The organism is Agromyces kandeliae, from assembly GCF_009674665.1.
GTDB lineage: Bacteria > Actinomycetota > Actinomycetes > Actinomycetales > Microbacteriaceae > Agromyces > Agromyces kandeliae.
Map to the genome: position 1 here is coordinate 331,640 of NZ_WKJD01000019.1, position 23,097 is coordinate 354,736.

General features: G+C 73.0%; 22 protein-coding genes. 7 read left to right on the forward strand and 15 right to left on the reverse strand.

Translation table 11 applies throughout. The features are described 5' to 3' along the window. Window positions 1–32 precede the first annotated feature (32 nt). Together GJR97_RS15490 and GJR97_RS15495 are read left to right on the forward strand one after the other, a co-directional pair. The gene (locus tag GJR97_RS15490; protein ID WP_154347636.1) at window positions 33–2,156 is read left to right on the forward strand and encodes a molybdopterin oxidoreductase family protein; all 2,124 of its coding nucleotides are present in this window, start codon (window positions 33–35) and stop codon (window positions 2,154–2,156) included. Further along, the gene (locus tag GJR97_RS15495; protein ID WP_154347637.1) at window positions 2,153–3,760 is read left to right on the forward strand and encodes an NAD(P)/FAD-dependent oxidoreductase; all 1,608 of its coding nucleotides are present in this window, start codon (window positions 2,153–2,155) and stop codon (window positions 3,758–3,760) included. Before GJR97_RS15490 ends, GJR97_RS15495 begins: the two co-directional genes overlap by 4 nt. Window positions 3,761–3,814: 54 nt before the next feature. Here GJR97_RS15495 and GJR97_RS15500 read toward each other — a convergent pair whose 3' ends face one another. The 5 genes from GJR97_RS15500 to rpsP all read right to left on the reverse strand — a co-directional run bounded on the left by GJR97_RS15500 (window position 3,815) and on the right by rpsP (window position 6,740). Then, complete coding sequence (locus GJR97_RS15500; RefSeq protein WP_195760733.1) at window positions 3,815–4,549, reverse strand: sirohydrochlorin chelatase; 735 nt, start codon at window positions 4,547–4,549, stop codon at window positions 3,815–3,817. Between the two features lie 177 nt (window positions 4,550–4,726). Next, complete coding sequence (trmD, locus tag GJR97_RS15505; RefSeq protein WP_154347639.1) at window positions 4,727–5,428, reverse strand: tRNA (guanosine(37)-N1)-methyltransferase TrmD; 702 nt, start codon at window positions 5,426–5,428, stop codon at window positions 4,727–4,729. 9 nt (window positions 5,429–5,437) lie between these two features. Next, on the reverse strand, window positions 5,438–6,079 hold the full coding sequence (gene rimM, locus GJR97_RS15510; RefSeq protein WP_324613584.1) for a ribosome maturation factor RimM: 642 nt from the start codon (window positions 6,077–6,079) through the stop codon (window positions 5,438–5,440). Window position 6,080: 1 nt separating this feature from the next. Further along, on the reverse strand, window positions 6,081–6,317 hold the full coding sequence (locus GJR97_RS15515; protein WP_154347640.1) for an RNA-binding protein: 237 nt from the start codon (window positions 6,315–6,317) through the stop codon (window positions 6,081–6,083). Window positions 6,318–6,320: 3 nt separating this feature from the next. Next, complete coding sequence (rpsP, locus tag GJR97_RS15520) at window positions 6,321–6,740, reverse strand: 30S ribosomal protein S16 (protein ID WP_324613585.1); 420 nt, start codon at window positions 6,738–6,740, stop codon at window positions 6,321–6,323. A gap of 261 nt (window positions 6,741–7,001) precedes the next feature. Between rpsP and GJR97_RS15525 the strand changes: the two genes are divergently transcribed. Next, on the forward strand, window positions 7,002–7,940 hold the full coding sequence (locus GJR97_RS15525) for an ornithine cyclodeaminase family protein (protein ID WP_154347641.1): 939 nt from the start codon (window positions 7,002–7,004) through the stop codon (window positions 7,938–7,940). Next, the gene (locus GJR97_RS15530) at window positions 7,940–8,923 is read left to right on the forward strand and encodes a proline racemase family protein (RefSeq protein ID WP_324613586.1); all 984 of its coding nucleotides are present in this window, start codon (window positions 7,940–7,942) and stop codon (window positions 8,921–8,923) included. Before GJR97_RS15525 ends, GJR97_RS15530 begins: the two co-directional genes overlap by 1 nt. A gap of 72 nt (window positions 8,924–8,995) precedes the next feature. Here the strand turns inward: GJR97_RS15530 and GJR97_RS15535 are convergent, their stop codons facing one another. The 6 genes from GJR97_RS15535 to GJR97_RS15560 are packed head-to-tail and all read right to left on the reverse strand — an operon-like array spanning window position 8,996 to window position 14,407. Next, window positions 8,996–9,997 (reverse strand): proline racemase family protein, encoded by a 1,002-nt coding sequence (locus tag GJR97_RS15535; protein WP_154347643.1) that lies wholly within the window; start codon window positions 9,995–9,997, stop codon window positions 8,996–8,998. Further along, window positions 9,997–10,911, reverse strand: a complete 915-nt coding sequence (locus GJR97_RS15540) for a dihydrodipicolinate synthase family protein (protein WP_154347644.1) — start codon at window positions 10,909–10,911, stop codon at window positions 9,997–9,999. The genes GJR97_RS15535 and GJR97_RS15540 overlap by 1 nt, the downstream gene beginning before the upstream one ends. Before the next feature lie 43 nt (window positions 10,912–10,954). Beyond that, on the reverse strand, window positions 10,955–12,340 hold the full coding sequence (locus tag GJR97_RS15545; protein ID WP_324613587.1) for an FAD-dependent oxidoreductase: 1,386 nt from the start codon (window positions 12,338–12,340) through the stop codon (window positions 10,955–10,957). Beyond that, window positions 12,337–12,579, reverse strand: coding sequence for a (2Fe-2S)-binding protein (locus GJR97_RS18390; RefSeq protein ID WP_154347646.1), 243 nt, complete (start codon window positions 12,577–12,579; stop codon window positions 12,337–12,339). Before GJR97_RS18390 ends, GJR97_RS15545 begins: the two co-directional genes overlap by 4 nt. Further along, window positions 12,576–13,733, reverse strand: coding sequence for an NAD(P)/FAD-dependent oxidoreductase (locus tag GJR97_RS15555; RefSeq protein ID WP_324613588.1), 1,158 nt, complete (start codon window positions 13,731–13,733; stop codon window positions 12,576–12,578). Before GJR97_RS15555 ends, GJR97_RS18390 begins: the two co-directional genes overlap by 4 nt. An 11-nt stretch (window positions 13,734–13,744) precedes the next feature. Next, window positions 13,745–14,407 carry a GntR family transcriptional regulator gene (locus GJR97_RS15560; RefSeq protein WP_154347648.1) on the reverse strand — a complete coding sequence of 221 codons (663 nt, stop codon included), beginning with the start codon at window positions 14,405–14,407 and terminating at the stop codon, window positions 13,745–13,747. A gap of 151 nt (window positions 14,408–14,558) precedes the next feature. On the opposite strand from GJR97_RS15560, the gene GJR97_RS15565 reads away from it, so the two are divergent. Further along, window positions 14,559–15,710 (forward strand): glutamate--cysteine ligase, encoded by a 1,152-nt coding sequence (locus GJR97_RS15565; protein ID WP_154347649.1) that lies wholly within the window; start codon window positions 14,559–14,561, stop codon window positions 15,708–15,710. 7 nt (window positions 15,711–15,717) lie between these two features. On the opposite strand, the gene GJR97_RS15570 is transcribed toward GJR97_RS15565, so the two are convergent. From GJR97_RS15570 to ftsY, 4 genes are all read right to left on the reverse strand, one after another. Then, the gene (locus tag GJR97_RS15570; RefSeq protein ID WP_154347650.1) at window positions 15,718–17,151 is read right to left on the reverse strand and encodes a GH1 family beta-glucosidase; all 1,434 of its coding nucleotides are present in this window, start codon (window positions 17,149–17,151) and stop codon (window positions 15,718–15,720) included. 84 nt (window positions 17,152–17,235) lie between these two features. Next, window positions 17,236–18,825, reverse strand: a complete 1,590-nt coding sequence (gene ffh / locus GJR97_RS15575) for a signal recognition particle protein (RefSeq protein WP_154347651.1) — start codon at window positions 18,823–18,825, stop codon at window positions 17,236–17,238. Between the two features lie 46 nt (window positions 18,826–18,871). Next, complete coding sequence (locus GJR97_RS15580) at window positions 18,872–19,360, reverse strand: DUF2004 domain-containing protein (protein ID WP_154347652.1); 489 nt, start codon at window positions 19,358–19,360, stop codon at window positions 18,872–18,874. A gap of 17 nt (window positions 19,361–19,377) precedes the next feature. Continuing rightward, the gene (gene ftsY, locus GJR97_RS15585) at window positions 19,378–20,253 is read right to left on the reverse strand and encodes a signal recognition particle-docking protein FtsY (RefSeq protein WP_154347653.1); all 876 of its coding nucleotides are present in this window, start codon (window positions 20,251–20,253) and stop codon (window positions 19,378–19,380) included. 159 nt (window positions 20,254–20,412) lie between these two features. Between ftsY and GJR97_RS15590 the strand changes: the two genes are divergently transcribed. Further along, window positions 20,413–21,399 (forward strand): TIGR03885 family FMN-dependent LLM class oxidoreductase, encoded by a 987-nt coding sequence (locus tag GJR97_RS15590; RefSeq protein WP_154347654.1) that lies wholly within the window; start codon window positions 20,413–20,415, stop codon window positions 21,397–21,399. 4 nt (window positions 21,400–21,403) lie between these two features. Beyond that, window positions 21,404–23,068 carry an alpha-amylase family protein gene (locus GJR97_RS15595; RefSeq protein ID WP_154347655.1) on the forward strand — a complete coding sequence of 555 codons (1,665 nt, stop codon included), beginning with the start codon at window positions 21,404–21,406 and terminating at the stop codon, window positions 23,066–23,068. Window positions 23,069–23,097 lie beyond the last annotated feature (29 nt).

A 23,097-nucleotide genomic window follows, 5' to 3' on the forward strand; every position in this document is an offset into this window, starting at 1 on the left:
CGCCACGACGACACGCACTCCAGGAGGACGACATGGGAGCCGAGACCCATTGCCCCTACTGCGCCCTGCAGTGCGCGATGACGCTGACGGCGACGGATGCCGCGTCCGCGCCGAGCACGACGGAGGTCGCGAGCCCGCCCGTCACCGTCGCGGGTCGGGACTTCCCCACCAACCGCGGCGGGCTCTGCAAGAAGGGGTGGACCTCCGCGGAGCTCCTCGCCTCGCCGTCCCGGCTGACCGCGCCGCTCGTGCGGGGCTCGGACGGTTCGCTGCGCGAGACCACGTGGGAGGCGGCCCTCGACCTCGTGGCCGATCGGCTCCGCGGCATCCGCTCGGAACACGGTGCCGACGCCGTCGGCGTCTTCGGCGGCGGCGGCCTCACGAACGAGAAGGCCTACCTCCTCGGCAAGTTCGCCCGGCTCGCGCTCGGCACGAGCCGCATCGACTACAACGGCCGCTACTGCATGTCGTCGGCCGCCGCGGCCGGCAACCGCGCCTTCGGCGTCGACCGCGGCCTGCCCTTCCCGCTCGCCGACCTGGACGACGGCACGACGATCCTCCTGCTGGGCACCAACGTCGCCGAGACGATGCCGCCGTTCATCGGGCACCTCGCGGGAGCGCAGGCCGCGGGCGGGCTCATCGTGGTCGACCCTCGGCGCACGGCGACCGCGCGGCTCACGGACGACGGGCAGGGCCTGCACGTGCAGCCCGCCCCCGGCACCGACCTGATGCTGCTCCTCGGCCTCGCCCACGTCGTGATCGCCGAGCGGCTCGCCGACGAGGACTACGTCGCCGCCCGCACGACCGGGTTCGCCGCCCTGCGGCGGAGCGTCGCCCAGTGGTGGCCCGAGCGCGTCCAATCGGTGACGGGCGTGCCCGCGGCGACGATCCGCGCGATCGCCCGCAGGCTCGCGGCGGGCGGCCGGACGTTCATCCTCACCGGCCGCGGCGTGGAGCAGCACGTCGACGGGACCGACACCGCGACCGCGGCGATCAACCTCGCCCTGCTCCTCGGACTGCCCGGCCGGCCCGGCAGCGGCTACGGCACACTCACCGGCCAGGGCAACGGCCAGGGCGGCCGCGAGCACGGCCAGAAGTGCGACCAGCTGCCGGGCTACCGGAAGATCACCGACCCCGCCGCCCGCGCCCATGTCGCCCGCGTGTGGGGAGTGGACGCCGCGGACATCCCGGGCCCCGGCCTCCCGGCGATCGAGCTGCTCGGCTCCCTCGGCCGGCCCGATGGCGTCCGGGCGCTGCTCGTGCACGGCTCCAACCTGGTCGTGTCCTCCCCGAACGTCGCGGACGTCCGACGCGGCATCGAGCGCCTCGAGCTGCTCGTCGTGTGCGACTTCGTGCTGTCGGAGACCGCCGCCCTCGCCGACGTCGTCCTGCCGGTCCTGCAGTGGGCCGAGGAGGAGGGCACCATGACGAACCTCGAGGGACGCGTCATCCGTCGCCGCCGTGCCCTCGCACCGCCGGCCGACGCACGCGACGAGCTCTGGATCCTGCACGAGCTCGCCCGGCGACTCGGGTCGACCGCGCGGTTCGACACCGACCCGGAAGCGGTGTTCGAGGAACTCCGCCTCGCCTCCGAGGGCGGGATCGCGGACTACTCCGGCATCGACTACGCGCTGCTCGACTCCGGCGCCGAGGCGTACTGGCCGTTCCCGCGAGGCGGCGACGGCACCCCGAGGCTCTTCGCGGAGCGGTTCCACCACGACGACGGCCTCGCCCGCCTCGTGGCCGTCACGCCCCGCGGGGGCGCGCGACCGGTGCCGTCGCCCGACGAGCTGACGCTCATCACCGGGCGGCTGCTGGAGCACTACCAGAGCGGCGCGCAGACGCGCCGCGTGCCCGAGCTGCTGGACGCCCAGCCCGAGGCGCGGGCCGCGATCCACCCGGCCACGGCGGCACGACTCGGCATCGCCGACGACGAGCCCGTCGAGGTCGCCAACGATCGCGGCACCGTGCGATGCCGGGCGCGGCTGACCACCGACATCCGCACCGACGCGGTGTTCCTGCCGTTCCACTACGGCGACGAGCAGGCCGCGAACCTCCTCACCTCCGACGCCGCCGACCCGATCTCGTCGATGCCCGAATTCAAGTCCAACCTCGTGCGCGTCACGCGCCTCGTCGAAGCGGGAGCCGGATCATGACCCCTCTGCGGATCGTCCTCATCGGCTACGGCCCGGTCGGCGCGCGCTTCGTCGAGGAGCTGCTGCCCGCCGTGCGGGCGGGCGCCGTCGCACTCACCGTCGTCGCCGGCGAGCCCGTCGAGGCGTACAACCGCGTCCTCGTCGCCGAGTACGCGGTCGGCAACGCCGACCTCGACGCGATGCTCGTCGGCGACCAGGAGGCCGCCGAGGCGGCCGGCGCCGCGGTGCGCCTCGGCGTCCGCGCGACCCGGGTCGACCGCGCCGCCCACGTCGTGCACCTCTCGACGGGCGAGGCGCTCCCCTACGACCGGCTCGTGCTCGCGACCGGATCGCGCGCCAACGTGCCGACGCTCGACGGCGTCGACCGGCCCAGGCGCGACCTGTCCGACCTCGAGCGCCACCCGTCGACCCTCGTCGCGCGCGACGACGACCTGCCCGCGGGCGTCACCGCGCTCCGCGACCTCGAGGACGCCGAGCGGGTGCTCGAGGCGGTGCGCGCCCGCCGCCGCATCGTCGTGCTCGGCGCCGGCGTGCTCGGCCTCGAACTCGCGCTCGCGGCCGCCCACGCGGGCGCACAGGTGTGCGTCGTGCACCACGGGCCCCACCCGATGCCGCGGAACCTCGACCGCGGCGCCGGGCACGTGCTGCGCTCGGCGCTCCGGCGCACCGGCATCACGGTCATCGCGCACAGCCGCGCCGAGGCGATCGGGTTCCGCACCGACGCGGACGGAACGCGGCGCTTCGACATGCTCGTCACGGCCGACGGGAAGCAGGTCCGCGGCGACCTCCTCGTGCTCTCGTGCGGGGTGAGCCCGCGGAACGAGCTCGCCACCCTCGCCGGACTCCGCACCGCCGTCGGCATCGTCGTCGGGCCCGACCTCCGCAGTTGGACCGACCCCGACGTCTACGCGATCGGCGACTGCGCCCAGGTCGTCGAGCGGACCGACGAGACCGCAGGCCGGCGCATCCTGCCGGGCGCCCCCTCAGGACTCATCGGGCCGGGCTGGCGACAGGCGGAGCACCTCGCCGCCGCGCTCGCCGCCGAGGCCGAGGACCGCGAGGCCGGCGCGGCCCTGGCGCCCGAACGCGACGCGATCGTCATGCTCAAGGCGGAGCACGTCGACGTGGTCGCCGTCGGCGACGTCTCCGCCGAGCCGTGGGACGACGACGCACTCGCACCGCGTCGGCGCGTCGCCCAGTGGGCGGATCCCGAGCACCTGCGCTACGTGAAGATGGTCACCGAGGGCGGGATCCTCACCGGCTTCGCGAGCGTCGGCATGCCGCGCACGGCCGCCGAGCTGACGCTGCTCTTCGAGCGTCGTGCCGAGCTGCCCGCCGACCGGTCGCTGCTGCTGCGATTCGACGGACCCGACGACGACCCGTCGGCGAGCGCCGACGCGTTCGCACCCGAGACGACGGTGTGCTGGTGTAACGGCGTCACGGTCGGGCGCATCGAGGAGTCGGCCGCGTGCGGGAACGCGACGGTCGAGTGCGTCGGGCGCGACACCCGGGCGGGCACGGGGTGCGGCGGATGCCGCGGGCGCATCGCCGAGGTCCTGGCCCGCGCCGCCGAGGCCGACGGGGCGCCGAGCCTCACGGCCTGACGTCGCGCGCGGCGCGCGGGACGCGGCATCCGTCGCCGACGCGCCGGGGTCCGCTCAGGCGTGCTCGCGCTGCTCCTGCTCCACGGCGGTGTACCGGTCGAGCACGAGGTCGACGAGCGCGGGCGGCGGCGGCGCCGCGGGCACCAGCAGGGGGTCGGCGATCGCGTCGGCGCCCGCGGCGACGGCCTGGTCGTAGAACGTGCCGGGAGCGAGCAGGTACGGTCCGACGATGATCCGAGAGCCGGGGTGCACCTCGCGGATCATCTCGATCGCATCGGGGAGGCGCGGGATGGCGGCCGCGATGAACCCCACGGTGACCGACCGGCCGAGGGTCTGGCCCAGCCGCCGTGCGGTCTCGAAGCACTCGCGCACGGCGCGCGGGTCGTTCGAGCCGGCCGCGGCCAGGAGCACCGTGTCGCCGTCGCTCAGGCCCGCGTCGAGCAACCGCTCGGCGAGCACGTCGACGAGGCGCTCGTCGGGGCCGAGCTCGGCGGCCAGGCGCGCCGAGCCGCCGATGCGGTCGAGGCCGAGCGACAGCCCGGTGCGCACGTGGAATCCCGCCGACAGCACCAGCGGCACGATGACTGCATCGGGCTCTGCGGCGGCCTCGAGGGCGGCGCCGATGTCGGCGTTGCTCGCGTCGACGAAGGTGATCGACACGTCGAGGTCGGGACGGGCGGATGCGACGCCGTCGATCAGCCGGATGACCGCCTCGCGATTGGCCGTCGACGGGGTGCCGTGCGTGACGGCGACGAGACGGAGCGGCGGGCGACGGACCGGCTGGGACACGTCTCCGGCATCGCTCGTCCGACCCATCTCACGCCCGCACCTTCCGGCGGAATCCGGTCTCACCCGCCGATCCGACGGTATTCAGGGCGTGTTTCGCCGAGCACACCCACGTGTTTCCGGCGCGTGAAGAGTCCCTCACGCCGGGGCCGACGAGGCCGGGGTCCAGCGGGCCTCGGATCAGTCCGCCACGCCGTCGCCGAGCAGCTCGGGACGCACGCGGCGCGTGCGCTCGACCTGCTGCTCGTGGCGCCACTCCGCGACCCTGCCGTGGTGGCCGGACAGCAGGACCGGGGGCACCTCGAGCCCCCGCCAGACGGCGGGCTTCGTGTAGCTCGGGTACTCGAGCAGGCCGTCCTCGTGCGACTCCTCGACGAGGCTCTCGGGGTTGCCGACGACCCCGGGCACGAGGCGCCCGGCGGCCTCGATCATCGCCATGACGGCGACCTCGCCGCCGTTCAGCACGTAGTCGCCGAGGCTGATCAGCCGGACGCGCATGCGCGCCGAGTAGTGGTCGACGACGCGCTGGTCGATCCCCTCGTAGCGCCCGCACGCGAACACCACGTGCGACTCGGCCGCGAGCTCGCGTGCGGTCTCCTGCGTGAACGGCTCGCCGGCAGGCGAGGGGACCACGAGCAGCGCCTCTGAGTCGCCGTCGCCGACGATCGAGTCGAGCGCCTCGCCCCACGGCTCGGGCTTCATGACCATGCCCGCGCCGCCGCCGTAGGGCGTGTCGTCGACCGTGCGATGACGGTCGTGGGTGAATTCGCGCAGGTCGTGCGTGACGACCTCGATGAGGCCCGTCTGCCGGGCCTTGCCGAGCAGCGACAGGTCGAGCACGTCGAAGAACGAGGGGAAGATCGTGACGATGTCGATGCGCATCGTCGCCGCCTACGCCGAGGGGGTCTCGTCGGACGCGTCGGCGTCGCCCTCGGCGTCGTCGGCGACGGATGCCTCGGGGTCGCCGGTGCCCTCAGAGCCGGGAGCGTCCTCGGGGGGCTCCTCGAACAGTCCCGGCGGCGGGGTGACGGTGAGCGTGCCGGCCTCGACGTCGACCTCGGGCACGAACGCCGCGACGAACGGCACCATGACGTCGCCGCGCTTCGTCTTCACGATCAGGAGGTCCTGGGCCGGCAGGTGGTCGACGTGCGCGACCTGGCCGATGCGCTCTCCGTCGCGGATGACCGCCAGCCCGATGAGCTGGTGGTCGTACCACGCGTCGGGCTCGGGCTCCTCGTCGACGGGCTGGTCGACCCACAGGATCGCCTTCACGAGGCCCTCGGCCGCGGTGCGGTCCTCGACGCCCTCGAAGAACCCGACCGGCTGGCCGTTGTACCAGCGCAGCTCGCGGAACGCGAGGGTCCGGCCGTGCCACGGAGACTCCTCGGGCACCTGCAGCGAGAACACCGCGCCGGGCACGAAGCGCCGCTCGGGGTCGTCGGTGTAGAGCTCGAGCTTGAGGGCGCCCTTCAGGCCGTGCGCCTTCGTCAGCCGGCCGACGCGGAGCTGCTGGGGACGGGTTGCCGCGGCCACGTCAGTCGTCGGTGTCGACGACGTCGACCCGGACCCGGCGGCCGTCTGCGAGGGCGGCGACGATCGTGCGCAGCGCCTTCGCGGTGCGACCGGACCGCCCGATGACGCGGCCGAGGTCCTCGGGGTGCACGTGCACCTCGAGGACCTCGCCGCGTGCGCTCGACGCGGAGACGACCTTCACCTCGCCGGGGTGATCGACGATCCCCTTGACGAGGTGCTCGAGCGCGGAAGTGAGCAAGGCTTACGCCTCGTCCGACGCGGTCTCGTCGGCGGCCGGAGCCTCAGCGGGCTCCTCGGCCTTGGCCGGCTTCTCGGCCTTCGGCTTCACGACCGACTTCTTGGCCGTGTCGACCTCGTACTCGGCCTTCGGCGCCGCGGTCTGGACGGTGTTCTTGGCGTTCTTGTCGCCCTTGAACGTGCCCCAGTCGCCGGTCAGCTTGAGGATGGCGAGCACCTGCTCGGTCGGCTGGGCGCCGACGCCGAGCCAGTACTGCGCGCGCTCCGAGTCGACCTCGATGAACGAGGGGTTCTGGGTCGGGTGGTACTTGCCGATCTCCTCGATCACGCGACCGTCGCGCTTGGTGCGCGAGTCGGCGACGACGATGCGGTAGTACGGGGCACGGATCTTGCCGAGCCGCTTGAGGCGGATCTTGACAGCCACGATTCTCCTGGATGTGTTGTGAGGTAGGCGAACTGACAGCCGTGAGCGTGGGGTGCACACTCGGCGGAAGCTCAAAGGGTGTCCTGCGCGCCGGATAGAGGGTCGGGCGGTACAGAACTCGACTGACCATTCTTGCAGATTCCGCGCGGAAACGGGAATCCTCCCGGCCGCACGCGCAGCGCCGTGCCGATCCGGACCGGCCGCCGCAGCGCGCGACGTCGGCGACGGGCGTCGCCATCCGGTCCACCCTACGATGGGCGCATGGGCGGCACCCTCGATTCCCTCGACCTCATCGACGGGCCCGCGATCGCCGAGCGCGTCCCGATGCGCGCGGCCGTGGACGCCGTCCGGCGCGTGCTGCGCGACGGCTACGACCCCGACGCCGACCCCCCGAGGAGCATCGTCGACGTGCGACGGGGGCAGCTCCTTCTGATGCCCTCCGAGCTCGGCGGATGGGTCGGGCAGAAGCTCGCGACCGTCGCCCCCGCGAACCCGGCGCGCGGACTCGACCGGATCCAGGCCGTCTACGTCCTGATCGACGCCGAGACGCTCGCGCCGGTCGCCCTGCTCGACGGCACCGAGCTCACGACCCTCCGCACGCCCGCGGTCTCGGCGGCCGCGATCGACGTCGTCGCCGTCCCCGGGGCCGCCTCGCTCGTCGTGTTCGGCACCGGGCCGCAGGGCGTGCGCCACGTCGAGGCGATGCGCGCCATCAGGCCCGTCGAGCGGGTCAGGTTCGTCGGCCGCGACGCCGCCAGGGCACGGCGGGCGGCCGCGAGCGTCGCCGCTTCCGGGCTGGATGCCGCGGTGGGCACGGCCGCGGACGTCGCCGACGCCGATCTCGTCGTCTGCGCCACGACCGCGCGGGAGCCCCTGTTCGACGGCGCCCTCGTCCCGCGGCACGCGGCCGTCGTCGCGGTCGGATCGCATGAACCCGCGGCCCGCGAGCTGCCCGGCGACCTCCTCGCCCGATCGCACGTCATCGTCGAGTCCCAGCGCGTCGCACTCGCCGAGGCCGGCGACGTGATCCTCGCCGTCGCCGAAGGCCGCCTCGCACCCGATGCGCTCATCCCGTTCTCGCAGCTGTTCGCCGGCCCGCCCGTGGCATCCGATCGCCCCAGGGTCGTGAAGACCTGCGGGATGGGCTGGCAGGACCTCGCCGTCGCACCCCTCGCCCTCGCCGACGGACGGCGCGGATGATGCGCTGGGCGACCGAGGACTGGCACACGGCGGGCGAGCCGTTCCGCATCGTGCTGGACGTCCCCACGTTGGGCGCGACCGTCGCTGAGCGTCGCGTCGAGGCGATGGGCGGCAGCGCGGATGCGCTGCGCCGGTTCCTCTGCCTCGAGCCGCGCGGCCACGACGACATGTACGGCGGCTTCATCACGCCGCCCGATGACGACGGGGCGGACTTCGGCGTGCTCTTCTGGCACAAGGACGGGTTCTCGACCGCGTGCGGCCACGGCACGATGGCGCTCGGCGCCTGGGCCGTGCGCACCGGTCGCGTGGACGCACCGGACGACGGCGAGGCGATCGTCACGATCGACGTGCCGAGCGGTCGCGTGCAGGCGCGCGTGCAGCGCCGCGACGGTCGCACCGTCGGGGTCGTGTTCCGCAACGTCCCGTCGCGCGTCCTGGCGACGGGGATCCGCCTCGAGACGAGCCGGGGCGAGGTCGAGGTCGACCTCGTGTTCGGCGGCGCCGTGTACGCGACCCTGCCGGCGGCGGCGCTCGGACTCGAGGTGGCGCCGGCGCACACCCCCGAGCTCATCCGCCTCGGCCGCGAGGTCAAGTGGGCGCTCAACGAGCACCCGGACGCGAAGCTCGCCGACGATCGGCTGTCCGGCGTGTACGGGACCATCCTCGTCGACGACCTCGGCCGCACGGCCGAGGGCCCGTGGCAGCGCAACGTGACCGTCTTCGCCGACGGCGAGGTCGACCGGAGCCCCTGCGGCTCGGGCACCGCGGCGCGAGTGGCGCTGCTCGCGCACACGGGCGCGCTCGCCGACGGCGAGGTGCTCACGCACGACTCGATCATCGGCACGCGCTTCCACGGTCGCGTGGCCGGACGCACCCCCGACGGCGTCGTCCCGGAGATCACCGGGCAGGCGCATCGGGTCGGCGCATGCGAGTTCGAGCTCGATCCGGACGATCCCCTCTCGGCCGGGTTCAGCCTGCGCTGACCGCCGACCGGCGCCCACTGACCGCCGACCGCCGACCGACGTCCCGCCGCGCCGTGCCGGGGTCGCTTCGGGTCAGAACACGAAGCCCTCGGGGAACGGGTCGTCGTCGTCGAGGACGTACTGCCCGAACCCGGTCACCCAGGCGCGGCCCGTGATCGTCGGGACGACGGCGGGCACCCCGCCGACGGCGGTCACGCGCAGGAGGCGTCCCGTGAACTCGCTCCCGATGAACGACTCGTTGACGAAGTCCGCGTCGAGGCCGAGTTCGCCGCGGGCGTGCAGCTCCGCCATCCGGGCGCAGGTCCCGGTGCCGCAGGGCGACCGGTCGAACCATCCCGGATGGATCGCCATCGCGTGTCGCGAGCGCACGGCGTCGGACCCGGGGGCGATGAACTCGACGTGGTGCACGTGATCAGCGCCCTCGAGCTCGGGGTGGCGGGGCGGCGCCTGGGCGTTGATCGCCTCCATGATCGCGAGCCCGGCCGCGAGGATGTCGTCCTTGCGCGCCCGGTCGAAGGGGAGGCCGATCGCGCCGATGTCGACGAGGGCGTAGAAGTTGCCGCCGAAGGCGATCGAGTAGGGCACGGTCCCGAGCCCGGGAACCTCGATCGACGCGTCGAGCCGCTCGACGAAGCTCGGCACGTTCTCGATCGTGACGCGCTTCGCGCGGCCCTCCTCGACGTCGACCCGTGCGACGACGAGGCCCGCCGGCACGTCGAGGCGGATCTCGGTGACCGGCTCGACGACCTCGACCATGCCCGTCTCGACGAGGACGGTCGCGACCCCGATGGTGCCGTGCCCGCACATGGGCAGGAACCCGCTGGCCTCGATGAAGACCACGCCCCAGTCGGCGTCGTCGCGGGCCGGCGGCTGCAGCAGGGCGCCGGACATGGACGCGTGCCCGCGCGGCTCGTTCATCAGCAGGCCGCGGAGTCCGTCGAGGTGCTCCATGGCGTGCAGGCGCCGATCGTTCATGGTGGCGCCGGGGATCCGGCCGACCCCGCCCGTGACGACGCGCGTGGGCATGCCCTCGGTGTGCGAGTCGACGGCCGAGATCACCCGGCGCGCGCGCATCAGCGCGCCGCCAGGGCGGCGAGCGCCCGTTCGGTGTCGGCGGTGACCTGCGCGCGCTGCTCCGCCGAGAGCGGGCCGCGCGGCGGACGGGTCGGTCCGCCGTACGAATCGCCGCAGATGTCCATCGAGAGCTTGATGGCCTGCACGAACTCGGTGCGCGAGTCCCAGCGGAACACGGCGACGAGCTGCTCGTAGAGCGCCTTCGCCTCGTGCCACTCGCCGGCGGCGCACAGGTCGTACAGCTCGACCGCCTCCTTGGGGAACGCGTTCGGGTACCCCGCGAACCACCCCACGGCGCCGTTGACCATGAGCTCGAACAGCACGTCGTCGGCGCCCGCGATGACGTCGATGTCGCACTGCTCCTTGATCTCGTAGACGCGGCGGACGTCGCCGGAGAACTCCTTGATCGCGACGACCTCGGGGATCTCGGCGAGCTTCGCGACGAGCGAGGGGACGAGGTCGACCTTGGTGTCGAAGGGGTTGTTGTACGCCATGATCGGCAGGCCGGCCTTCGCGACCTCCTCGTAGTGCGCGATCACCTCCGCCTCGTTGGCGCGGTACAGCGTCGGCGGCAGGAGCAGCACCCCGTCGGCGCCGTCCTCACGGGCGTGCTCGGCCCACGTGCGCGCCTGGTGGCTGCCCACGCCGTGCGCGCCGGCGACCACGATGCCGCGCCCGTCGACGGCGTCGACGGCGACCTGGATCACGCGACGGCGCTCCTCGTCGGTGAGCGACGAGTACTCGCCGAGCGAGCCGTTGGGCCCGACGCCGCGGCATCCGTTCCGCATCAGGAAGTCGACGTGCTCGGCGAACCGGTCGTAGTCGACCGCCAGGCCGGCCGGCGCGGCGTCGTCCTCCCTGAAGGCGAGGGTGGTCGCGACGACGACGCCGCCGAGGTCCATGGTGCTGGTCATCCGCTTCGATCCTCCGAGTCGGTCGCGAGTAATATGTCACATACTACGTGGCGGGATCGGTCGCGGCAAGCGCCGCGACCTCGCCGATCCGGACCGGCGCGAGCACCGGCCTGCGATCGAACCCGACGGATGCCGGGGCGCCGCCCGCCTCGGCCACGATCGCCTCGACCGCGCGACCGCACGTGCGCCCCTGGCACGGACCGAGCCCGGCACGCGTCGCGAGGCGCATCGCCCGGAGCGGCACGTCGGCCCGCTCGGCGATCGCACGCCGCGTGACCGCCTCGCACCGGCACACGATCGTGGCGTCGTCGACCCACGCCGTCCATCCGGGCCGGATCCCGTGCGCCCGCTCGAGGCGCCTCGCGAAGGCGCGCGCCCGTCGCCGGGCGGTCACCGGACCTCGGAGCCGGGGGTCGCCGAGCGCACCGCCGGCGGCGAGGAACCCGGCCACCGCGCCCTCGGCGAGCGCGGCGTCGGCGCCGGCGATGCCCGTGACCTCGCCCGCCGCGAACACCTGCGCTGTGGTGGTGCGCTGCGCGTCGTCCACGACCACGAATCGCCCTCGGTGATCGCCGCGGAGGTCGCATCCCAGCGCGAGGGCGGCCTCGAGCCGCGGCGCGAAGCCGTGGCCGAGCGCGACGGCATCGCAGGCGACCTCGCGCTCGGTCCCCACGATCGGGTGCCAGTCGGCGTCCAATGCCGCGACGACGACGCCCTCCACCCGCTCGTCCCCCAGCACCCGGACGACCCCACTCCCGGTCCGGTACGGGATCCGGTGCCGCGCGAGACCCCCCGCGTACTGCAGGAACTCCCCGGCCTTGCCCGCCAGCTCCCACGGCCGCGGCAGCCACCCCGCCGCGAGCGCGGTGATCCGGGACGCCTCGAGCACGCCGACCACGTCGGATCCGACGAGCGCGAGCGACTGGGCCACCGGCAGCAGGAAGGGGCCTGCACCGCTCACCACCGTGCGACGACCGACGGCGACCCCGTCGCGCTTGGCGAGCGCCTGCGCCGCACCGGCCGTGGTCACGCCGGGCAGGGTCCAGCCCGGGACGGGGAGCGCGAGGTCGTGGGCACCCGTCGCGACGACGACCGCATCGGCCTCGACGTCGACGGCGGTCCGCGCATCGGCGTCCGCGGCCCCGACCACGGCGCGGAGCCGCACGCCGAGGTCGGTCGCCTCCGCGGACCACACGCTCGCTCCGACGTGCACCCGGGCGTCGCCGCGGGCGAGTGCATCTCGCAAGCGCTCGAACCGGTGCCATCCGTGCTGCAGGCGAGGATCGGTGAGCCGCTCGTGGTGCCGCCAGAACTGGCCGCCCAGGCGGTCGCCCTCGTCGAGCAGGCTCACCCGCGCGCCGGCGGCGAGGGCGCCCTGTGCGGCCGCGAGCCCGGCAGGGCCTCCGCCGAGGATCGCGACGTGCGTCACGGCCGTGCCTCGCGTTCGATCCGGTCGCCGTCGACGGCCTCGCGCCGACACGCGCGCACGCCCTCGACGCCGTTGACCGTGACGAGGCAGTCGTGGCAGACGCCGATCCCGCAGAAGACGCCACGATCGCCCGTCTGCGAGGTACGCCATGCGGTGCGCCCGGCGCCGATGAGCACACCGGCGATGGTCTGGCCGTCCCGGCCCCGGACGGGCTCGCCGTCGACGGTGATGCGGATCATGCGGTCTCCCGGAGGCCGTCCCTGGTCGGCAGGAACGGGGTCGGATCGAGGTCGGTCGGCGCGTCGAGCACGGCGTGCGCGACGAGTTCGGCGGTGGCCGGCGCGAGTCCGATCCCCGCACCCTCGTGGCCCGTCGCGTGCACGAGCCCCGCGATCTCCGGATCGGGGCCGATCACGGGCAGGTGGTCGGGCGCGTAGGGGCGGAACCCGAAGTAGCTGCGCAGGAGGATCGTCCGCTCGAGGAACGGGAACAGCCGGACGGCCTTCGCCGCGATCGCCCCGGCCGGGGCGACGCCCGGCCGGTCGTCGAAGCCGACGCGCTCGCGACTGGACCCGATCAGCACCGTCCCGCCGGGCGTCGACTCGACGACGATGGACGTCTGCAGTGCTGCGTCGCCCGACCCGACGGCCCCGACGTAGTCGCTGTCGTAGACCTTGTGGAACACGCGTTGCGGCATCGGGGTCGTCACGAGGATCACGCCCCGGCGCGGGCGGATGTCGAGGCGCGCGCCGAGTCGCGAGGCGACCTCCGCGGACCATGGCCCGGCGCAGTTCACGACGACATCGGCCGGGATCGCGCCCGTGGCCGTCCGCACACCGGCGATCCGCCCGGGACCGCCGATCGGCCCGGTGACCTCGGCGACGACGAGGCGTGCGCCGTGCCGCATGGCGGCCGCGAGCAGCGCCTGCGTCGCATTCGAGGGCTGCACTTGCGCATCGTCCGGATAGCGGACGGCGTGCGCGACCTCCGGCGAGAGGTGCGGCTCGGCCGACGCGAGCGCTGCCGCGTCCAGTGTCTCGGCGCGGATGCCCGTCGCCCGCTGCGCGGCGGCGAACCGCTCGAGCGCGGCCTCGCCTCCGGGGAAGGCGACGACGATCCCGCCCTTCGCCTCGAACTCGGTCGCCGGCTGCCCGTCGCGTCGATCGGCGTCGAGCCGCCCGGCGAGCGTCCGCCACATCGCGTTCGAGGCGATCGCGAGAGCGGCCTCGGGGCCGGGTGCCTTGTCGCTGACCAGCAGGTTGCCCTCGCACCGGCTGGAGGTCTCGCCGGCGACGCCGAGGCGATCGACGACCACGACCTCCGCACCGCGCTCGACGAGGGCGAGCGCGCAGGCGGCGCCGATGATGCCCGCCCCGATGACCACGACCCGCACGCTGCGCCGCCTCAGTCCTCGTGCTCGCCGCTCCAGATGCCGCCGACGTGCCCGATGTGGCGTGACATCAGGTCGGCGGCAGCATCACCGCGGCCGTCGACGAGCAGGCGGACGAGTTCGGCGTGCTCGAGCGCCGACTCGGTCAGCGCGCCCGTCTCGGCCAGCTCGGCGAGGCCCGTCAGCCGCGTCTGCTGGCGCAGCTCGCGGACGACGTCGACGAGGTACCGGTTGCCGGTGAGACCGAGGAGCGTGAGGTGGAAGGTCGTGTCGGCCTCGAGGTAGTCCTGGAAGCGCCCCTCGTCGCCCGCGCGGACGATCTCCGCGGCGAGGTCGGTGAGCCGCGCCGCCGCCTCCTCTGGAACGCGGCCGGCGAGCTCGCGCATCGGCGGCACCTCGAGCAGGCGACGCACCTCGCGGAGTTGACGCAGCTCGTCGAGCGAGACCTCCGTCACCCGGAATCCCCGATTGCGCATCGGCGCGAGGAACCCGCGCCGCGCGAGGTCGAGCATCGCCTCGCGCACCGGGGTCGCGCTGACCCCGAACTCGGACGCCATCGTCGGCACCGTGAGGACGTCGCCCGGCTCGACCTCGCCGGCGACGATCCGGGAGGCGATCGCGCGCTCGACCTGTTCGCGAAGGCTCGCGACCTCGATCAACGGGGACGTGTCAGCCATCCCGTCGCCTCGGGTGATATGTCATGCATTACATGCTAGCCGCGGCGTCGGCGCGACGGTAGGCCAGTGCTCCCGTCCCGCACTCCGGCGCGGCGGCGATCCGCCGTGTCATGATGGCCGTGCGCCCACTGGCGCGGGACGGGGGTGCCGCATGGGGATCGAGTTCGCACGATCCGAACGGTCGACGGTCGGCATCGAATGGGAGCTCGCCATCGTGGACCGCTCGACCGGTGAGCTCGCCTCGGTGGGCGACCGCGTGCTCGCGGAGCTCGGCGACGCCGACGGGACGCCGCATCCGTTCATCACGTCGGAGCTCCTGACGAACACCGTCGAGCTCGTGAGCGGCGTCCACCGCGACGTCGCGGGTGCCGTCGACGACCTCACCGGGCAGGTGGCCGAGGTGCGGGCCGTGCTCGACCGGATCGGCGAGTACGAGCTGATGTGCAGCGGCTCCCACCCCTTCAGCCGCTGGTACGACCAGCGACTCACCGACAAGCCCCGGTACCGCAAGCTCATCGAACGCACGCGGTGGTGGGGCCGCAACATGATGATCTGGGGCATCCACGTGCACGTCGGCATCGAGGAACGCGACAAGGCGCTGCCCATCCTCGACGGCCTGCTCGCCTACGTGCCGCACCTGCAGGCACTGTCGGCCTCGAGCCCTTTCTGGGCCGGCGTCGAGACCGGCTACGCGTCGAACCGGGCGCTGATGTTCCAGCAACTGCCGACCGCCGGCCTGCCCTACCAGCTGCCCGACTGGTCGACGTACGAACGGTACGTCGACGACCTCATCCGCACCGGCGTCATCGAGGATCACACGGAGGTGCGCTGGGACATCCGCCCCTCGCCGCGCTGGGGCACCGTCGAGGTGCGCGTGTGCGACGGCGTGTCGTCGGCCGACGAGATCGGCGCGATCGCGGCGCTCATCCAGTGCCTGGTCGAGTGGATGTCGACCCGCATCGACCAGGGCGAGACGCTGCCGGTCATGCAGCCCTGGTACGTGCGCGAGAACAAGTGGCGCGCCGCCCGGTACGGCATGCACGCGGAGATCATCACGGATGCCGCCGGCACCGAGCGCCCCGTGGCCGACGCCCTCGGCGACCTGCTCGTCACGCTCGCACCGTTCGCGGAGCGCCTCGGCTGCGCGGTCGAGCTGCAGCGGATCCGCCGCACGATCGACGAGGGTGCCGGCTACCAGCGCCAGCTCAAGGTCGCCGAGGAGCACGGCGGCGACCTGACCGCGGTGGTCGCGCACCTCGCTCGCGAGCTCCGCGAGGGCACGGGGCCGCGCTCGAGCGGCTAGCGACCCGCTACGCGGGGATGCGCCGCGTCCGGATGAGCTCCGCGAACCAGCGGGCGCTCGCCTTCGGCAGGCGCTCCAGCGTGTCGTAGTCGACGCGGACGATGCCGAACCGCTTGGAGTAGCCGTAGCCCCACTCGAAGTTGTCCATGAGCGACCACACCTGGTAGCCGCGGAGGTCGACGCCACGGGCCATCGCGCGGTGCGCGGCCGTGAAGTGCCGCCGGAGGTAGTCGACGCGATCGAGGTCGCGCACCTCGGGCCCGTCCGGCCCGTCGGTCACGACGTCGTCGAACGCCGCCCCGTTCTCGGTGATCATGAGCGGCACCTCCGGGTACGCCCCGTGCAGAGCGATGAGCAGGTCCTCGAGCCCCGACGGGTCGATGTTCCAGCCCATCGCCGTGTACGGTCCCGGCTGCTCGAGGAACTCGACGTGCTGGGAGCCCGGCCACGGCGTTCCGCCCATGTCCTTGTGGCCGTCGGCGTTCACGCGCGGCGAGACGCCATCCCACAGTCGCACCGTCACGGTCGAGTAGTAGTTCACGCCGAGCAGGTCGATCGGCTGCGCGATGAGCTCGGTGTCGCCGGGCTTCACGAACGACCAGTCGGTGACCTCCGCGGTGTCCTCGATGACGTCGGAGGGGTAGCCGTCGCCGAAAAGCGGCCCGAGGAAGACCCGGTTGGCGAGGCCGTCGATGCGGCGGGCGGCCTCGTGCCCGGTCTCGCCCGACGGGCGGATGACGTGCAGGTTCAACGTGATCGAGAACCCGGGGTCGTTCGTGACGACCTCGCGGAGGGCCGACACGGCGAGGCCGTGGGCGAGGTTCAGGTGGTGCACCGCGGTGAGCGCCTTGGCCCCGTCGAGGAGGCCCGGCGCGTGCGCGCCCGAACCGTAGCCCAGGTAGGCCGAGCACCACGGCTCGTTGAGCGTCGTCCACACGGCGACGCGGTCTCCCAGCCGCTCCCCCATGATCCGCGCGTAGTCCGCGAACGCCTCGGCCGTCGCGCGGTTCGTCCAGCCGCCCTCGTCTTCGAGCGCCTGCGGCAGGTCCCAGTGGTAGAGCGTCGCGATGGGGCGGATGCCCCGGGCGATCAGTCCGTCGACGAGATGCTCGTAGAACGCCAGCCCGTCCTCGTTCGCCGGCCCGCGGCCGGTCGGCTGGATGCGCGGCCACGCGATCGAGAAGCGGTACGCCTCGAGCCCGAGCTCTGCCATGAGGTCGAGGTCGGACTCCCACCGGTGGTAGTGGTCGCACGCGACATCCCCGGTGTCGCCGTTCCACACCTTGCCGGGGGTGTGACTGAACGTGTCCCAGATGGACGGCCCACGGCCGCCCTCGGTCGCGGCGCCCTCGATCTGGTACGACGCGGTCGCCGATCCGAGCAGGAAGTCGGGTGCGAACTCGAGGCCCGAGTCGCGGTAGTCGGGGTCGCCGGTCGTCATCGTCGCTCCGTCCTCGTCCGCGGCGCAGGCCGCGGGTCCAACACTACGCCGGGGCGCGCCGGCCCAGCACGTCGATGACGCCGATCAGCGGCCGAGCAGTTTCTGGAGGGCGGCCATCTCCTCCTCGGAAGGCGCCCCCTTCGCACCCGCGCCGCCGCCGAGGCCGAAGCCCGAGCCGGCGGGCGCGTCTGATGCCGCACCGGGCACCTGTCCGGACGCGATCGCCGCGTTCTCGGCGGCGCGCTTGGCGGGGTTGCCCGAGCGCGAGCCGCCGCCCGACTTCTTCTTGTTCTTCGCCGACTGGCGCTTGCCGCCGCCGTACCCGCCGCCGCCCGGGATCGGGCCCATGCCGGGGATCTGCGGCGTGCCACCGCGCGCGACCGTCTTCATCATCTTCGCGGCCTGCTCGAAGCGCTGCACGAGCTGGTTGACGTCGGTGACGGTCATGCCCGAGCCCTTGGCGATGCGGAGGCGACGCGAGCCGTTCAGGAGCTTGGTGTTCTTGCGCTCGGCCGGCGTCATCGACTGGATGATCGCCTCGGTGCGCACGATCTCTCGCTCGTCGAAGTTCTCGAGCTGCTGCTTCATGCCGCCCGCACCGGGGAGCATGCCGAGCATCTTCTTGATCGAGCCCGCGCCGCGGAGCTGCTGCATCTGCGCCAGGAAGTCGTCGAGCGTGAACTGCTCCGTCGCGATCTTCTCGGCGACCTTCAGCGCCTCCTCCTCGTCGAACGCCTGCTGGGCCTGCTCGATGAGGGTGAGGATGTCGCCGAGGTCGAGGATGCGGCTCGCCATGCGGTCGGGGTGGAACGGCTCGAAGTCGTCGAGCGTCTCACCGGTGGACGCGAAGATGATGGGGCGCCCGGTGACGGATGCCACGGAGAGCGCGGCGCCGCCGCGCGCGTCGCCGTCGAGCTTGGAGAGCACGACGCCCGTGAAGTCGACGCCGTCCTGGAACGCCTTCGCGGTCGTGACGGCGTCCTGGCCGATCATGGCGTCGATGACGAAGAGGACCTCGTCGGGGTTCGTGGCCTTCCGGATGTCGGCGGCCTGCTTCATCATCTCGGCGTCGACGCCGAGGCGGCCGGCCGTGTCGATGATGACGACGTCGTGCTGGGCGCGCGCGGCCTGCGCGACGGCGTCCTCGGCGACGCGCACGGGGTCGCCGACGCCGTTGCCGGGCTCGGGCGCGAAGACGGTGACGCCGGCCTGCTCGCCGACGACCTGGAGCTGGTTCACGGCGTTCGGCCGCTGGAGGTCGGCGGCCACGAGCATGGGCGTGTGGCCGTCCTTCTTGAGCCACTTCGCGAGCTTGCCCGCGAGGGTCGTCTTGCCGGCGCCCTGGAGGCCCGCGAGCATGATGACGGTGGGCGGGTTCTTGGCGAACTGGAGCCGACGCTGCTGGCCGCCGAGGATGCCGACGAGCTCCTCGTTGACGATCTGCACGACCTGCTGGGCGGGGTTCAGCGCCCGGTTGACCTCGTCGCCCAGTGCGCGTTCGCGCACCGTCGCGGTGAACGACTTGACGACGTCGAGCGAGACGTCGGCGTCGAGGAGGGCGCGCCGGATCTCGCGGACGGTGCCGTCGACGTCGGATGCGGTGAGCTTGCCCTTGGTGCGGAGGTTCTTGAACGTCTCGGTGAGACGGTCGGAGAGGGTGCCGAACGTAGCCATGATGCCCTCAAGTGTAGAGGGCGACTCCGTGGCATCCGCTCACGGCTCAGCCCTCGAAGCGGACGTCGACGATCTCGCGCTCGAGGTCGATCGACGCGACGAGCCGTTCGTCGGTGTCCTCCGGTGCGAGGCCGTACTCGAACTCGGCGAACGCATCGCCCGGTTCGTCCGCGTCGGGGCGGAGGTCGACGCGGAGGAGCGACATCGAGCGGAGGGCGTCGATCTGGCGGTCGCCCGAGTCGCGCCCGATCGCGGCCTCGACCTCCTCGGCCTCCTCGAGGTCGGGGTCGAGCACCGTGGCGAGGAACCGCATCACGGGCGAGGCGCTCGAGTCGAGCTGCGTGACGAACGCCGAGCGGAGCTCGTCGTCGACGAGTTCGAGCTCGCCGACGAGCGTCGCCGCGACATCCAGCGCCGTGGGCGCGACGGCGTCGGCGTCGGCGTCGAGGACGACCTCGACCCGCTGGTCGCCGTACTCCACGTCCTCGGACCAGTAGTCGCCGACGAGCCCGAAGTAGTCGTGCTCCATGGACATCCGCTCTCTCCCCTTCCTCAGCCGACGAGCTGCTGCGCGAACACGTGCGGCGTGAAGCCCGTGAGGTCGCCGATGCCCTCGCCCTGCCCGATGAGCTTGATCGGCAGCCCGGTCTTCTCCTGCACCGCGATCACGAACCCGCCCTTGGCGGATCCGTCGAGCTTGGTCAGCACGAGGCCCGTGACGCCGCCGTGCTGGATGAACGCCTCGGCCTGCGCGAGCCCGTTCTGGCCGGTGGTCGCGTCGAGCACCAGCAGGACCTCGCTGATCGGCGCCTGCTTCTCGACGACGCGCCGGATCTTGCCGAGCTCGTCCATGAGCCCGCCCTTGGTGTGCAGGCGGCCCGCGGTGTCGATGATGACCATCTCGGTGCCGGTGCGCTTGGCGTAGTCGACCGTCTGGAAGGCGACGGAGGCCGGGTCCTGGCCCTCGCGCTCCGGACGCACCACCTGGGCGCCCGCGCGCTCGGCCCACGTCGCGAGCTGGTCGACCGCCGCGGCGCGGAACGTGTCGGCCGCCCCCACCACGACGCTCCGGCCGTAGTTGCCGAGGAACTTCGCGAACTTGCCGATCGTGGTCGTCTTGCCGACGCCGTTGACGCCGACGACGAGCACGACCGCGGGGCGCTCGGTGAGCTTGAGCGTCGGGTCGTACTTCGCGAGCCGCTCCTCGACGAGTTCGCGGAGCATCCGCTGGACGTCTCGCGGGTCGGTGGTCTTGTACCGCTCGACCTGCGCCTTGATCGACTCGACGATCTCCTCCGTCACCGCCGGCCCGAAGTCGGCGCGGATCAGCGCGGACTCGAGGTCGTCCCACGTGTCCTCGTCGATCGTCCTCGCGCCGAACACGTTGCGGAGGGCCGACCCGAGCGACCACGATGCGCGTTCCACCATGCCTCCCAGCCTACGGGGGCGGATGCCTCCGGCTCGCCGCTCCCGGCGACCGACGGTGCCCGCCCGCGCCCGCGCGCTACCGGCCGCGCGCCCCGGCGGCAAGGCCTTGTCCGCGTCCGACTCCCGCGGAAGCATCGTGCTCGGCGGAAGGAGACCACCATGCCCCTCGTCGGATTCCACGCGTCGCACGAGCAGCTGCCGCCGAGCGCGCTCCTCGACGCCGTCGTGCAGGCCGAGCGCGCCGGCTTCGACGCGGCCATGTGCAGCGACCACTGGGCGCCCTGGAGCGTCCGGCAGGGGCACTCCGGCTACGCGTGGTCGTGGCTCGGGGCGGCCCTGCAGGCGACCGACTTCTCGTTCGGCGTCGTCACGGCGCCGGGACAGCGCTACCACCCCGCGGTCGCGGCCCAGAAGATCGCGACGCTCGGCGAGATGTTCCCCGGTCGGTTCTGGGCCGCGATCGGCAGCGGCGAGGCGGTGAACGAGCACGTCACGGGCGAGCCGTGGCCCGAGAAGGAGCACCGCGACCGCCGCCTCGCGGAGACGATCGACGTCATGCGGCGGCTCCTCGCCGGCGAGACCGTCACGCACGAGGGCACGATCAGCGTGCACGAGGCGCGGCTCTGGACGCGGCCGGAGGAGGCGCCGCCGCTGATCGCCGCCGCCGTGAGCACCGAGACCGCGGCCGAGACCGCCGAGTGGGCGGACGGCGTGATCACGGTCGACCAGGATCGTGAGGCGCTCCGCGAGTTCATCGACGCGTACCGCGGTGCGGGCGGCCGTGGGCCGATCTGCGTCCAGGTCCACCTCAGCTGGGCGCCGACCGACGACGAGGCCGTGGCCATCGCGCACGACCAGTGGCGGCAGAGCCTGGTGCCCCCGCACCTCGCGTGGGAGCTCGCGAGCCCGGAGGCGTTCGACGAGCGGACGGCCGATGCGGAGCCGTCGGAGGTGGCCGACACGCTCCTCGCCTCCTCGGACACGCAGCGCCACCTCGACGCGCTCCTCGAGCTCGCCGACCTCGGCGTCGACCGCATCTACCTGCACCACGTCGGGCAGGAGCAGCAGGGGTTCATCGACGCGTTCGGCGCGCACGTGCTGCCCGCGCTCCGCGCCGCGGGCCCGGACGCCGGCATCGAGGGCTGAGCCGATGCGCGCGACCGACCGCGGCGACCTGTGGTGGAAGACCGCGGTCGTGTACTGCCTCGACGTCGAGACCTACATGGACTGGAACGACGACGGCTCGGGCGACTTCGAGGGCCTCGCGAACCGGCTCGACCACCTCGCAGAGCTCGGCGTGACCTGCATCTGGCTCATGCCGTTCCAGCCCTCGCCCGACCAGGACGACGGCTACGACATCACCGACTTCCTCGGCGTCGACCCGCGACTCGGATCGCTCGGCGACGTCGTCGCGTTCACGCGTGCGGCGCGGGACCGCGGCATCCGGGTGATCATGGACCTGGTGATGAACCACACGTCCGACCGGCATCCGTGGTTCACCTCGGCCAAGCGCGGCCGCAACGCCCCCTACCGCGACTTCTACGTCTGGCGCGACGAGATCCCGCCGAACCCGGCCGAGAACGTCTTCCCGGGCGAGGAGGACGGCGTGTGGGAGTGGCACGAGGGCACCGGTCAGTACTACCTGCACTCGTTCTACCGGCACCAGCCCGACCTGAACATCGCCAACCCCGAGGTGCGCGACGAGATCGCGAAGACCGTCGGGTTCTGGCTGGAGCTCGGGTTCTCCGGGTTCCGCGTCGACGCGGTGCCCTTCCTCATCGAGCCCCCGGAGGGCGTGGACATCGGCGATCCGCACGAGCTCATGCGCGACCTCCGCCGGTACCTGCAGCGCCGCGCCAGCGACGCGATCCTGCTCGGCGAGGTCAACCTCCCGTACGACGAGCAGATCGCGTACTTCGGCGCCGACGGCGATCCGGCCGAGCTCACGCTGCAGTTCGACTTCGAGGCGATGCAGCGGCTGTACCTGTCGCTCGCGAGGCAGGATGCCACGCCGCTCCGCGACACGCTCGCCCGCCGCCCGCAACTCGAGCCGGAGAAGCAGTGGGCGAACTTCGTGCGCAACCACGACGAGCTGACCCTCGACAAGCTCTCCGACGCCGAGCGCGAGGAGGTCTTCGACGCGTTCGCTCCCGACGAGTGGATGCGGGTGTACGGCCGCGGGATCGTCCGGCGGCTTCCGACGATGCTGGAGGGCGATCCGCGGCGCATCCGCATGGCCTACAGCCTGCTCTTCTCGCTCCCCGGCACGCCCGTGCTCTTCTACGGCGAGGAGATCGGCATGGGCGAGAACGGCGAGCAGGAGAAGCGCCAGGCCGTGCGCACGCCCATGCAGTGGACGGGCGGCCGCAACGGCGGCTTCTCCCGGGCGGCACCCGGGCGGCTCGCGGCCTCGCCGCCGTCCGACGGGTACGCCCCGGAGCACGTCAGCGTCCAGGCGCAGATGCACGATCCCGACTCCCTGCTCGCGGTCATCCGCGGCTTCGTGACCCGGTACCGCAGCTCGCCCGAGATCGGCTGGGGCCGGTTCGAGCTGCTCGACGTCGGCGAGCCCGCGGTGCTCGCGCACCGCATCACCGAGGACCACCTGCGGTTCGTCGCGCTGCACAACTTCGCGCCCCACCCCGTGCGGGTCACCCTCGAACTGGGCGACCTGCCGGAGGACGCGGTGCTCTCCGACCTGTTCGCCGTCGACGCCGACCCGATCGACGATCGCGGCCGGGTCGACGTCGAGCTCGACGCGTACGGGTACCGATGGTTCCGCGTGCTCGCACCGGGCGACCGCAGGCTCACCTGACCGGATGCCGTGGGCGACCGGATGCCGCG

Coding starts and splice junctions, on each gene's coding strand:
- ftsY (WP_154347653.1), bottom strand. CDS start 20,253: ATGGTGGAACGCGCATCGTGGTCGCTCGGGTCGGCCCTCCGCAACGTG.
- GJR97_RS15560 (WP_154347648.1), bottom strand. CDS start 14,407: ATGGCTGACACGTCCCCGTTGATCGAGGTCGCGAGCCTTCGCGAACAG.
- GJR97_RS15535 (WP_154347643.1), bottom strand. CDS start 9,997: ATGCGCGCGCGCCGGGTGATCTCGGCCGTCGACTCGCACACCGAGGGC.
- GJR97_RS15570 (WP_154347650.1), bottom strand. CDS start 17,151: ATGACGACCGGCGACCCCGACTACCGCGACTCGGGCCTCGAGTTCGCA.
- GJR97_RS15595 (WP_154347655.1), top strand. CDS start 21,404: ATGCGCGCGACCGACCGCGGCGACCTGTGGTGGAAGACCGCGGTCGTG.
- GJR97_RS15490 (WP_154347636.1), top strand. CDS start 33: ATGGGAGCCGAGACCCATTGCCCCTACTGCGCCCTGCAGTGCGCGATG.
- GJR97_RS15590 (WP_154347654.1), top strand. CDS start 20,413: ATGCCCCTCGTCGGATTCCACGCGTCGCACGAGCAGCTGCCGCCGAGC.
- GJR97_RS15530 (WP_324613586.1), top strand. CDS start 7,940: ATGCGCTGGGCGACCGAGGACTGGCACACGGCGGGCGAGCCGTTCCGC.
- trmD (WP_154347639.1), bottom strand. CDS start 5,428: ATGCGCATCGACATCGTCACGATCTTCCCCTCGTTCTTCGACGTGCTC.
- GJR97_RS15565 (WP_154347649.1), top strand. CDS start 14,559: ATGGGGATCGAGTTCGCACGATCCGAACGGTCGACGGTCGGCATCGAA.
- GJR97_RS18390 (WP_154347646.1), bottom strand. CDS start 12,579: ATGATCCGCATCACCGTCGACGGCGAGCCCGTCCGGGGCCGGGACGGC.
- GJR97_RS15540 (WP_154347644.1), bottom strand. CDS start 10,911: ATGACCAGCACCATGGACCTCGGCGGCGTCGTCGTCGCGACCACCCTC.
- ffh (WP_154347651.1), bottom strand. CDS start 18,825: ATGGCTACGTTCGGCACCCTCTCCGACCGTCTCACCGAGACGTTCAAG.
- GJR97_RS15580 (WP_154347652.1), bottom strand. CDS start 19,360: ATGTCCATGGAGCACGACTACTTCGGGCTCGTCGGCGACTACTGGTCC.
- GJR97_RS15525 (WP_154347641.1), top strand. CDS start 7,002: ATGGGCGGCACCCTCGATTCCCTCGACCTCATCGACGGGCCCGCGATC.
- GJR97_RS15495 (WP_154347637.1), top strand. CDS start 2,153: ATGACCCCTCTGCGGATCGTCCTCATCGGCTACGGCCCGGTCGGCGCG.